The organism is Chryseobacterium sp. WG23 (genome assembly GCF_024586575.1).
Lineage (GTDB): Bacteria > Bacteroidota > Bacteroidia > Flavobacteriales > Weeksellaceae > Chryseobacterium.
The window spans coordinates 300,743-313,020 of the sequence record NZ_JALCZE010000003.1; the positions used below are offsets into that span (position 1 = coordinate 300,743).

A 12,278-nucleotide genomic window follows, 5' to 3' on the forward strand; every position below is an offset into this window, starting at 1 on the left:
CGAAAACTGTAGATAAATTCCTTGGCGGAGCTTTATATTTGAGTATGAAAAAACAGCAAATTATCTGGCTTCAGATTATCTATTGGAGTTTTGATTTTTTTGGAACGGTTATTACTCCTAATTTCTTTTTTCCGGAGAGAAGCAGTTATGAAGTAAGTATCCTCAGGATTACTTTTTTTATGGTAAAGATTCTTAGTTTCTATATTTCATATATATTTATTTTCCCAAAGTTCTTCAAGCTGGATAAGCTTTACTCAGCTGTTATAGTTTTTGTATTGACTCTTCTTTGCTTTGCAGGACTGCGTTATATTCTTGAAGAAATAATTTTGCAGGAGATCGTAGGATTCCGAAACTATGGTGAAGGGACAGGACTTACATACTATTTTTTTGATAATATTTATAGCAGCTCTCTCACCACTTTCATAGCAGGGATTTTATGGATATTAGAGAAATACGGGGTGGCTGAAAATGATAAAAAACGACTCCTAATAGAGAAGAAACAGGCAGAACTTCAGGCATTGAAAACACAGATCAATCCCCACTTTATTTTTAATTCTTTAAATAATATTTACTCCCTTGTTTATCAGAATTCGGATAAATCATTACCCGCAATTGAAAAGCTGAGTGAGCTGCTCAGATACAGTACGAAAGATCTTGAAAAAGATGTGATCAGCCTGGATAAAGAAATTGGATATATTGAGAGCTTGATCGGGCTCGAAAAACTGAGAATTAAAAACGCTGAAATGCTGGTTTTTGAAAAAAATATCACCCATCCGAAACTCAATATTTCTCCTATGCTCTTGGTTCCATTTGCCGAAAATGCTTTTAAACATGGTGATTTCAGGGATAAAGGTTTTGTTCTGAAAGTTTCCGATAAAAACAGGACCCTGCACTTTTCTCTTCACAATTTTAAAAATCAAAGGATGAAAGATACAGCCTCCGGAATAGGTATTGAGAATGTGAAAAAAAGACTGGAAATTCTTTATCCTCAAAGATATGAACTGAATATAAAAGATTCAGAAACAGAATTTATGGTAGATTTAAAGATTGATTTACGAGATGAATACAATTAAATGCGTCGTTGTAGATGATGAGCCTCTGGCTATATCTCTCCTTGAAAATTATATCCGGAAGACCCCTTTTTTGGAACTGGTATTTTCTACAGAGAATCCTATACTGGCTTTGGAATATAGTAAAGATAATGATTCGGACCTTATATTTTTAGATATTCAGATGCCGGAGCTTACAGGGATTAATTTCATGAAAATTGTGGGAGCCAGGCAAAAGTATATCTTAACTACTGCTTATTCAGAATATGCACTGGAAGGATACGAACATAACATCATTGATTATTTGCTGAAACCTGTTTCTTTTGACCGGTTTCAAAAAAGTGCTCTAAAAGCCAGAGAGCGTTTCTCCGTTAATGAGAAAAAAGATTCCCATTTCTTTGTCAAATCTTCCGGACAGCAGCATCGTTTGCTCTTTAATGATATTCTTTATATTGAAAGCATTAAAGACTATGTAAATATCAGGACGGCTGATGAGGAGTATATTGTGCTGGATACCCTCAAGTCGATGGAAAATCAGCTTCCTGATCAATTTATACGCATTCACAAATCCTTTATCATAAATCTGGATAAAATAAAAAGCATAGGAGTAAAAAAGGTGATGCTTTCTCAACAGGAAATTCCAATTGGAGATAATTACAGAGTAAACCTTCTGGAAAAGCTGAAATAAAAAGACGGCTTCAACAGAAGCCGTCTTTTATAGTAATCTAACAAGTAATCTTAATTTTCCTGTTGTTTAATCAGGTTCAGTGCAGAACCAGCCTTAAACCACTCGATTTGTTGGTCGTTATAAGTATGGTTGGCCATGATAATGTCTTTAGTTCCGTTAGCATGAACGAATTCTAATGTCAATTGTTTCCCTGGAGCAAACTGATCAAGATCTAAGAAATTAACTGTATCATCTTCTAAGATTTTGTCATAATCAGCCTCATTAGCGAAAGTTAATCCAAGCATACCTTGTTTTTTAAGGTTGGTCTCATGAATTCTTGCAAATGATTTTACCAGTACGGCTTTTACACCAAGGTGTCTGGGCTCCATGGCAGCATGTTCTCTTGAAGAGCCTTCACCATAGTTTTGATCCCCTACAACAATAGTTGGAATACCTGCCGCTTTATAAGCTCTTTGTACAGCAGGAACTTCACCATATTCACCTGTAAGTTCGTTTTTAACGTGGTTCGTTTCCATGTTGTAGGCATTTACAGCTCCAATCAACATGTTATTTGAAATATTGTCAAGATGACCTCTGTATTTCAACCATGGCCCAGCCATAGAAATATGGTCGGTAGTACATTTTCCGAAAGCTTTGATCAATACCTTGGCCCCTTCAATATTTTTACCGTCCCAGGCAGGGAATTCTTCCAATAGCTGAAGTCTGTCTGAAGTAGGACTTACATTTACCACAATACCAGATCCATCTGCTGATGGAGCCTGATAGCCATTGTCGTCTACTGCAAATCCTCTTGCAGGAAGCTCAGAACCTTTAGGTTCATCAAGTTTTACCTGCTCACCAGCTTCATTGGTTAATGTGTCAGAAATTGGGTTGAAGTCTAATCTACCGGATATTGCCACGGCAGCTACCATTTCCGGAGAAGCTACAAAAGCGTGAGTATTTGGGTTACCGTCAGCTCTCTTTGCAAAGTTTCTGTTGAAAGAATGGATGATAGAATTTTTCTCACCTTTATCAGCTCCTTCTCTGTCCCATTGTCCGATACATGGTCCACAAGCGTTCGTGAAAATTCTTGCGTTTTCAAATTTTCTGAAAGAATCTAAGAAACCGTCTCTTTCAGCGGTAAATTTCACCTGCTCAGAACCTGGATTGATCCCTAAAATAGCTTTAGGTTTTACACCTTTTGCTACTGCATCTTCAACGATAGAGGCTGCCCTTGATAAATCTTCGTAAGAAGAGTTGGTACAAGAACCGATAAGAGCCCATTCCACTTCTATTGGCCATCCGTTTGCTTCAGCTTTCGCTCTGAATTCAGCAACAGGAGTTGCCAGGTCCGGAGTAAAAGGTCCGTTTAAATGGGGTGTTAATTCAGAAAGGTTGATTTCGATTAATTGATCAAAATAGTGTTCAGGGTTTGCATATACTTCAGCATCACCTGTTAAATGTTCAGCAATTTTGTCAGCTGCATCTACAACATCCTGTCTTCCTGTTGCAGCTAAATATCTTCTCATGGAATCATCATACCCGAAAGTGGAAGTCGTAGCCCCGATTTCAGCACCCATGTTACAGATAGTACCTTTACCTGTTGCAGAAAGAGATTCTGCACCTTCACCGAAGTACTCTACAATACATCCTGTTCCTCCTTTTACAGTAAGGATTCCCGCTACTTTCAGGATTACATCTTTTGCAGAAGTCCAGCCGGACATTTTACCGGTCAGTTTTACGCCGATAAGCTTGGGCATTTTAAGTTCCCATGCCATTCCCGCCATTACATCTACTGCATCAGCACCACCTACACCGATAGCAACCATTCCCAGACCTCCTGCATTTACTGTATGAGAGTCTGTACCGATCATCATCCCTCCAGGGAATGCATAGTTTTCTAATACTACCTGGTGAATAATACCTGCGCCGGGCTTCCAGAAACCTATTCCGTATTTATCACATACAGAACTTAGAAAGTTGAATACCTCGGAGTTTTTGTTGATACCTTCCTGCAAATCTTTATCAGCACCTACTTTCGCCTGGATCAGGTGATCTGCATGAGCAGTTGACGGGACAGCTACTTTCGCTTTTCCTGCCTGCATGAATTGCAAAAGTGCCATCTGTGCAGTTGCATCCTGCATGGCTACTCTATCTGGTGCAAAGTCTACATAAGAGTTTCCTCTTTCATGTGCCTGTGTAGCATTTCCTTCCCAAAGGTGGGTGTAAAGGATTTTTTCTGAAAGGGTAAGAGGTTTTCCCACGATCTGTCTTGCTGCTGCAATTCTTTCAGGGTAACGCTCGTACACTTTTTTGATCATATCAATATCAAAAGTCATATCTAAATTTAGTTTTTGTTCTTTTCCGTTAATGCTTCTTCCTCTGATTTTGAGAGAAAACTGCTTGCAAATACATCAAAAAATGTTCCTATAATTTATAAATGAGGACATTTCTGATGCTAAATCAAGAGATTTTATAACTTTCAATTTAAGAAAAAATAGAATTTATTTTATCGGTTTTCTTGAAAAAAAATTGTATTACTCTTAAAATAGAAGTATTCTAAACAAAAAAATGAGAGATTTTAATCCTGGCAGGACTAAAATCTCTCAATTCTATACTTTTTAAAACTGTTGTCAAGCCTGTTAATGACCCACCTGAACCAATTCCTTAATAGGTGGAGCAAACTTAGTAAGGTCAATACCTTCAACTGCAGTTTTATATTCATCGATATTAGGAATACGTCCGAATATAGCTGAAAGAACAACTACCGGTGTAGAAGCTAATAAAGATTCTCCTTTTTTACGTTCAGAATCTTCAACCACTCTTCCCTGGAAAAGACGGGTTGACGTTGCCAACACGGTATCTCCTTTAGCCGCCTTTTCCTGGTTACCCATACAAAGGTTACATCCGGGACGCTCAAGGTACATTACATTTTTATATTCTGTACGGGCCTCGCCTTTAGGAGCCTTATCATCAAATTCAAAGGCTGAATATTTTTCTAACAGTTCCCAGTCTCCTTCTGCTTTTAATTCATCAATGATGTTATAGGTGGGTGCTGCCACTACAAGAGGAGCATTAAATTCTACTTTACCTTGTTGCTTTTCAATATTTCTAAGCATTTGAGAAACAATTTTCAAATCTCCCTTGTGAACCATACATGATCCTACGAAACCAAGATCTACTTTTTTCTCTCCTCCATAATAAGAAAGGTCCCTGATGGTATCGTGAGTATATCTTTTAGAAACATCATCATTGTTCACATCCGGGTCAGCAATCATTGGTTCAACGATGATATCAAGATCAACCACCACTTCAGCATAATATTTAGCATTAGCATCAGGGGTTAAAGCTGGTTTTTCACCAGATCTGATCTCTGCAATTCTTTTATCAGCTTTATTAATTAATCCCTGAAGAACCTGATTGTGATTATCCATACCTTTATCAATCATGATCTGGATTCTGCCTTTTGCAATTTCCAATGATTCAATTAAAGTATTGTCTTCAGAAATGTTGATCGAAGCTTTTGCCTTCATCTCTGCAGTCCAGTCTGTAAATGTAAATGCCTGGTCAGCAGGAAGTGTTCCGATATGAACCTCAATGATTCTACCCTGGAATACATTTTCACCTCCGAATTGTTTTAGCATTTGAGCCTGTGTTGCATGAACAACATCACGGAAATCCATGTGTTCTTTCATATTTCCTTTGAAAGTTACTTTCACAGACTCTGGAATTGGCATAGATGCTTCTCCGGTAGCCAGTGCAAGGGCTACTGTTCCTGAATCAGCTCCAAAAGCCACCCCTTTAGACATTCTTGTGTGGGAGTCTCCACCAATAATGATGGCCCATTCGTCTACGGTAATATCATTAAGAACTTTGTGAATTACGTCGGTCATAGCATGGTATTCCCCTTTAGGGTCACGAGCTGTGATCAAACCGAATTCGTTCATGAATTTCATTAATTTCGGGATATTTGCCTGCGCTTTTTTATCCCATACTGAAGCGGTATGACAGCCTGATTGGTAGGCACCGTCAACAATTGGAGAAATTACTGTGGCAGCCATAGATTCAAGCTCCTGAGAAGTCATAAGACCTGTTGTATCCTGAGACCCAACGATATTAACTTCTACACGAACGTCTGAACCTGCGTGTAACACTTTTCCAGGTGTTATTCCCACAGCATTTCTGTTAAAGATCTTTTCTACAGCTGTAAGACCTTGCCCTTCATGAGAAATTTCTTTTGATGGTGCAAAAACAGCCGGAGCTTCAACTCCCAGAAGCTGAGCTGCAAATGTCTGTAATTTTTTACCAAATACGATAGCGTAAGATCCACCAGCCTTAATGAATTCCATTTTCTGAGGGGTCAATGCCTTAGAAATGTCAATAAGCTCCTGATCTCCGTTATATAATTTTTTCTCTTTTATATTAATAGTAAGAATTGTACCTGTGGCAACAGAATAAGCCTGTTCCAGAATAGGTTCTCCATTTTCATTACGAACCGGATTTCCATCTGCATCCAGCTTTTTTACCCAGTTCTTAAGGTCGATACCGATACCACCTGTAACATCAACAGTGGTAAGGAAAATTGGAGAAATACCGTTTGTTCCCCCTACAATGGGAGCAATATTTACAAATGGCACATATGGACTTGCTTGTTTACCTGTCCAAAGAGCAACATTGTTTACTCCTGACATTCTTGATGAGCCTACACCCATTGTCCCTTTTTCAGCAATAAGCATAACGCTTGCGTCAGGATGTTTAGCCTGTAAAGCCTTGATCTCTTCCTGAGCCTGAGGCGTGATCATACACTTACCATGAAGTTCACGGTCTGATCTTGAGTGAGCCTGATTTCCCGGAGATAGTAAATCCGTTGAAATGTCTCCTTCACCAGCGATGAAGGTCACCACTTTAATTTCTTCAGCTATTTCCGGAAGTTTAGTAAAGAACTCAGCCTGTGCATAGCTTTCCAGGATTTCTTTTGCGATTTCGTTACCACTAGTAAATGCTTCCTTTAGACGGTTAGTATCTGCTTCATAAAGGTAGACTTGCGTCTTAAGAACTTTTGCTGCTTCTTTTGCAATAGCTGCATCATTACCTAAAGCGAGATCTAACAATACTTCAATAGAAGGACCTCCTTTCATGTGAGATAACAATTCAAAGGCATAAGCAGGTGATATTTCTTCTACTACGGATTCACCCAGAATGATCTCCTTTAAAAATTTAGCTTTAACACCCGCTGCGCTTGTTGTTCCCGGCAAAGTGTTGTAAATGAAAAATTTAAGAGAATCTGTTCGATCTGCATTACCTGAATCTTTAATTTGTGCAATGATTTCGCTTAGTAATTCAGCACCATCAATTGGCTTTGGATGAAGCCCCTGGTTTTTTCTTTCTTCAATCTCTTTGATGTAATCCTTATAAATATTCATAATAGAAGTCTTTCTCTTTTAAAGGTAGATAAATGAAACAGCTGTTAATACTGTCACTCCTTTTTACCGGTCTGTATAATAACATTTTGAGTTTCCGCATTTTGGATATGCGATATAGTCCGGAGAAAAGCAAGTGTAATCTACAATTTTTTTAAAGTTTTAAAATTATCAAACAATTCAAAATGTTCCCAAAATTACGAAATTTTACTATTTTATGGGAATGAATTTATTTAGATTCTTTATAAATATGAATTTGATAAATTCTATATTTGGCCGTAATTTTGCAGACAAATGACGAGTATGAAAAATATCCTGAATGTTTTGTGCATTTTTATTTCGATTTCCATTTTCTCACAGACCAAATCTGTGAAGAAATTGGCTGTTAAAAATGTTGCAAAAACCACGGTGAAGAAAGGAAGTACAGTGACAAAGCCTAATCCTGATCTGGTAGTTATTAATAAGGATCTTCCTCTTCTTATTCCTAAAAAGAAAGAAGATAAATTTGGATATGTCAACCAAAACGGGAAATTTATTATCCAGCCGGAATATCATATTGCTGTGTTTTTTTATGAAGATTGTAATCTTTTAAATTCTCCGAATGAAAAAATCAGAAAATTTGGGACGAAAAACTATGCAACAGTAGAGAAAGATATGATTTCTTACCGAATTGATGCCAAAGGAAAAAAAGTATATCAGTTCAAAGACTCAGATCTTGGAAAATGTAAGTTTGGAGACTACAAACAGCAGTTATTTCAGGCTTACGTTCTGAATGGATTTTACGGAATCATCGAAAAATCAAAATTCGTCAATGCCGCGGACTATAGAGATTATCAAATTTACCCTCAATATCAATACCTGTACATCATGGAAGGTGATGATGTGGCAGATCCCATGATCGTGGCTTCCCAGAATGATAAATTTGGGGTAATAGATGTGAATAATAAAGTGATTGTTCCTTTCGAATATTCCAATATAAAAAGAAATTTCAGCTGGAAACTGGGCAAAATGTTTGAAGTAACCAAGGACGGCAAAGAATATTATTATATTGACGCAAATAATAAAACCTACTAGTGATGAGCTATGAGTCGTAATCTGATAATCTACCATATTTTCTAAAACAAAAAACTTTCTATCTTAAGTCACCTACCCACATCCCGTACCTGATTCTCACATCTCGTATATTTTTTGTAATTTTGCAGCTGAAATAAAGGGGTGCTTTAACAGGCTGAGATTATACCCAATGAACCTGGAACAGGTAATGCTGTTTAGGGACACACCGACTGTTATAAGTCGAAATGTATAATATCTTATCGATCCCCTTTTATTCATTAAATGTTAAAGATTTATAGAATGAAAGGATTATTTTTTTTAGGGCTTACCGTAGGCTCAGCAGCCTTTATGCAGGCTCAACATAAGGACTCTCTGAAGATAAGAGAGATTGAAGGGGTAAATTTCACCAAGAGACTTCCGGTTGCGAAGGAGATTATTAATGTTCAGAAAGACTTAGACGGAAAAAACCTCGGTCAGGACCTTCCTATTCTTTTAAAAAATCAAACCTCGGTTATTGCTACTTCAGATGCTGGTAATGGCGTGGGGTATACCGGTTTTAGAATTCGTGGGGTATCAGGATCAGCAATTAATGTAATGATGAACGGGGTTCCTTACAATGATTCTGAAAGCCAGGGTACATTTTTCGTAAATGTTCCGGATCTTACAAGTTCTGCTTCACAGATTGTCATTCAAAGAGGTGTGGGAACTTCCAATAATGGAGTTTCTGCTTTTGGGGCAAGTATCAATGTGATCTCAAAGGAGCCGGAAGAAAAGTTTTATTTTAAAACAGATGATAGCTACGGTTCTTTTAATACCTATAAATATTCAGCTGAAATAGGTTCCGGAAAGTTCTGGAAAAATCGTCTTTCCGTGATGGGAAGATACACCCGTATTCATTCTGATGGATATATAGACCGGGCTTCATCAGACTTACATTCTTACAATTTTACGGCCTTATTTGAAGAAGGGAAAACAAAAATACGTTTAATGGCTTTTGGTGGAAAAGAAAAAACCTATCAGGCCTGGGGCGGGATTAGCCGGCAAATGTGGGAAACAAATCCCAAATTTAATGGTTCAGGGGCTATCTATGATGCCGGCTGGGAGAATGTTGTAGGATTCTATGATAATGAGACAGATAATTACAGACAGAACCATTATCAGTTGCTTTGGGAACAAAAGCTAAATGATCGCTGGAATCTGGAAACAACTTTTCATTATACCAAAGGGAAAGGGTACTATGAAAATTATAAACAGGAAAATACTTTTTCAAGATATAATCTGCCTGATATTATTGAAAACGGGCAAACCATTAAATATTCAGATTTTATCAGGAAAAAATGGCTGAATAATGACTTTTACGGAGTGGTTTCAACGCTTTACGGGAAGTTTGAAAATCTTGATTTAAATTTTGGAGCAGTGGCCAACCAGTATTACGGAAGACATTTTGGAAATGTTACCGGCGTATTTTATCCGCAGATTGATGAAAGCGAATATTACAGAAACCGTTCTGTAAAGAATGAAGTCTCAGGATTTGCAAAGGCTTTGTTTACAATGGATGATTTTGAATTTTTCGGTGATTTACAGCTTAGAAATATCAGTTACAATACCAAGATTTTAATGGCTGGGGACAAAGAAGGTGCAGATCTTGATAAAAACTGGCTGTTTTTTAATCCAAAAGCTGGGGTAAATTACAGAATCAGCGGAGGCAAGGTATTTTTATCATATGCCCATGCCCATCGTGAGCCAAACAGGGAAGATATAATGTCTAACCATGATATTAAACCTGAAAAGCTTCATGACTTTGAAGCCGGTCTGGAAAAGCAATTTGGGTTTTTATCCCTTACAGCAAACATTTATTATATGTACTATGTCAATCAGTTAGTGTTGAATGGAGAGCTTAGTAATGTGGGGGCATTTATCAGAACCAACTCAGGAAAGAGCTACAGAAGAGGGATGGAAATCGGAGCATTGGCAAAATTATCAAAACAATGGGAAGTTTCAGGAAATGTAAGCTTAAGCCAGAACAGAAATCAGGATTTCAATGTCAAGAATGGAGAGGTGCCTGTAAACCTGGGAAATACTCAGATTTCATTCTCTCCGGATGTAGTTGCCAATCTAGGGTTAAAATTTAATCCAACTCAAAATTTCCAGTTTGCCCTGATGAATCAGTATGTTGGAAAACAGTATCTTGATAATACAGGAGATAAAAATTTCGAGCTTAAAGATTATTTCCTGACAGATTTTAATGCACAGTATCAATTTAAAATTGCTAACAATGATATTGCATTGAAGTTATTGGTCAATAATCTGTTCAATAAAAAATATGTTAACAATGGTTCCGTATATGAGGGAGCGCCTTATTATTTTTCGCAGGCAGGAACAAACTTTATGTTTGGAATCAGCTGGAAAATTCAATAATGTGTAATGAGTTGTGATAAAGAATTATAGAATTGTATAGTGAGTTATGTTTACAGCCTAATCTGATTTTGAATTTTATACAATAGCTTTTGTAGTTAAAAGGTATTATAGGTAACGTTATCCCTATTTTAATAGATAATAGACAAAAGACTGTTCCGGCGGTCTTTTTTTATATAGGATTAAATGTCTTAAAAAGTCATGAAAAAGTTATAAATTTGCTGCCAAATGAATATTTCAGCATATATTTTAGAATACTTGAAACAATTTGGAACTGCTACAGTTCCAGGCTTTGGCGTGTTTTCCCTGAAAAATTCTAAGGCCATTATTAATTCTGAAAATGGGAGTATACTTCCGCCAGCCAGTCAGATTGATTTTACCATAGATTATGAAGTACAGTCTGAAGAGCTGATTGCTTTTATAGCCGGACAAAAACAGATGTCTTTGGAGGCTTCCAGAAGCGATCTTAAGATCCAGACTGATTTTTGGAAGAAAAAACTTCAGGCAGAACAGATTCTTGAAATTCAAAATCTTGGAAACATTTTCATTGAAGAAGGGCATACCCATTTCAAGGGAAAAAGAATAGAATCAGGACATCCCGATTTTTATGGATTAGAAGAAATCAGGTTTTCAGATATCAATAATGGAGAGAAAGTACAAGCTTCAGAAAGCAGGGAAAAGGACTATAAATTCAAGAAAACAATCCTCTGGATTTTCCTGCTGATTATTCCGGTGGCGGGAATCCTTTACCTGGCCTATGCTAAACAGGAGTTTATTTTTGGAAAGAAATCCTTTAATAATGTTTCTGTACAGACTTCTACCCATAGAATTGTGAAAGATACAGTAAAAGTGGTAGCCCATATCCCGGAAATGGCTGTTTCAGATTCCCTGAAAAAAGATTCATTAGTAAAACCTGCCGTAAAAGGAACAAAACCTGCTCCGGCTGCCCGAAACAACACTAAGACTAGATGGCAAAAATAAAAAAAGCGTCAGAATCTCTGACCATTATGACTAACATTGTTCTTCCGAACGAAACAAATTCTTTAAGAAACCTTTTTGGTGGTGAGCTTTTAGCAAAAATGGACCGTTGCGCGTCTATTTCTGCAGCAAGACACTGTGAAAGAAGAGTGGTAACAGCTTCTGTAAATCACGTTTCCTTTAATCATCCCATTCCGGAAGGTGGAGTGGTAGTCCTGGAATCTAAAGTTTCCAGAGCATTTTCCACTTCTATGGAAGTTTATGTGGATGTATGGCTGGATGATCCGATCAATCAGAAGAAAATTCACACCAATGCGGGTATTTATACTTTCGTTGCAGTAGATGAATTTAACCGTCCTATTCCTATCCCGGAAATGGTTCCGGAAACAGAAGAGGAAAAAGAAAGATTTGCTGCGGCATTCCGTAGAAAAGAACTTTCTTTAATTCTTTCCGGAAGAATGAAACCGCTGGAGTCTGTAGAGCTTAAAAAATTATTTCAGGAGCCACAAGAGCCAAAGAAGGATAAAAAATAAAAATAAATATTTTATAGGAATAGATGCTTTTAAACTTTGCTGAGTGCTAACGCCTTTGCGAGCTTAAGAGCATTTGTTTTTTCTAAATCTTAGCGGAATTTGCGTTAAAATAAAATAGCTAATCATTCAGAAATAAGGATTGTTATTTTCTGAATTCCTAAAT

General features: G+C 37.2%; 8 protein-coding genes. 6 read left to right on the forward strand and 2 right to left on the reverse strand.

Annotated elements, in window-relative coordinates; all coding sequences use genetic code 11:
- Positions 1–44: 44 nt before the first annotated feature.
- Both MP477_RS06610 and MP477_RS06615 read left to right on the forward strand, forming a co-directional pair.
- The gene (locus MP477_RS06610; RefSeq protein WP_257189692.1) at positions 45–1,073 is read left to right on the forward strand and encodes a sensor histidine kinase; all 1,029 of its coding nucleotides are present in this window, start codon (positions 45–47) and stop codon (positions 1,071–1,073) included.
- Positions 1,060–1,737 (forward strand): LytTR family DNA-binding domain-containing protein, encoded by a 678-nt coding sequence (locus tag MP477_RS06615; RefSeq protein ID WP_257189693.1) that lies wholly within the window; start codon positions 1,060–1,062, stop codon positions 1,735–1,737. The genes MP477_RS06610 and MP477_RS06615 overlap by 14 nt, the downstream gene beginning before the upstream one ends.
- A gap of 50 nt (positions 1,738–1,787) precedes the next feature.
- On the opposite strand, the gene MP477_RS06620 is transcribed toward MP477_RS06615, so the two are convergent.
- Complete coding sequence (locus tag MP477_RS06620; RefSeq protein WP_257189694.1) at positions 1,788–4,055, reverse strand: aconitate hydratase; 2,268 nt, start codon at positions 4,053–4,055, stop codon at positions 1,788–1,790.
- Between the two features lie 303 nt (positions 4,056–4,358).
- Positions 4,359–7,139 carry a bifunctional aconitate hydratase 2/2-methylisocitrate dehydratase gene (locus MP477_RS06625; protein ID WP_257189695.1) on the reverse strand — a complete coding sequence of 927 codons (2,781 nt, stop codon included), beginning with the start codon at positions 7,137–7,139 and terminating at the stop codon, positions 4,359–4,361.
- A 300-nt stretch (positions 7,140–7,439) separates the two neighbouring features.
- Here MP477_RS06625 and MP477_RS06630 point away from each other — a divergent pair, with 300 nt between their 5' ends.
- From MP477_RS06630 to MP477_RS06645, 4 genes are all read left to right on the forward strand, one after another.
- Positions 7,440–8,210: a WG repeat-containing protein gene (locus MP477_RS06630; RefSeq protein WP_230032555.1), complete on the forward strand. Its 771-nt coding sequence runs from the start codon at positions 7,440–7,442 to the stop codon at positions 8,208–8,210.
- 279 nt (positions 8,211–8,489) lie between these two features.
- Positions 8,490–10,607, forward strand: coding sequence for a TonB-dependent receptor (locus MP477_RS06635; protein WP_257189696.1), 2,118 nt, complete (start codon positions 8,490–8,492; stop codon positions 10,605–10,607).
- Between the two features lie 225 nt (positions 10,608–10,832).
- On the forward strand, positions 10,833–11,585 hold the full coding sequence (locus tag MP477_RS06640; RefSeq protein WP_257189697.1) for a hypothetical protein: 753 nt from the start codon (positions 10,833–10,835) through the stop codon (positions 11,583–11,585).
- Positions 11,573–12,115 carry an acyl-CoA thioesterase gene (locus MP477_RS06645; protein ID WP_047492349.1) on the forward strand — a complete coding sequence of 181 codons (543 nt, stop codon included), beginning with the start codon at positions 11,573–11,575 and terminating at the stop codon, positions 12,113–12,115. The genes MP477_RS06640 and MP477_RS06645 overlap by 13 nt, the downstream gene beginning before the upstream one ends.
- Positions 12,116–12,278: the final 163 nt, after the last annotated feature.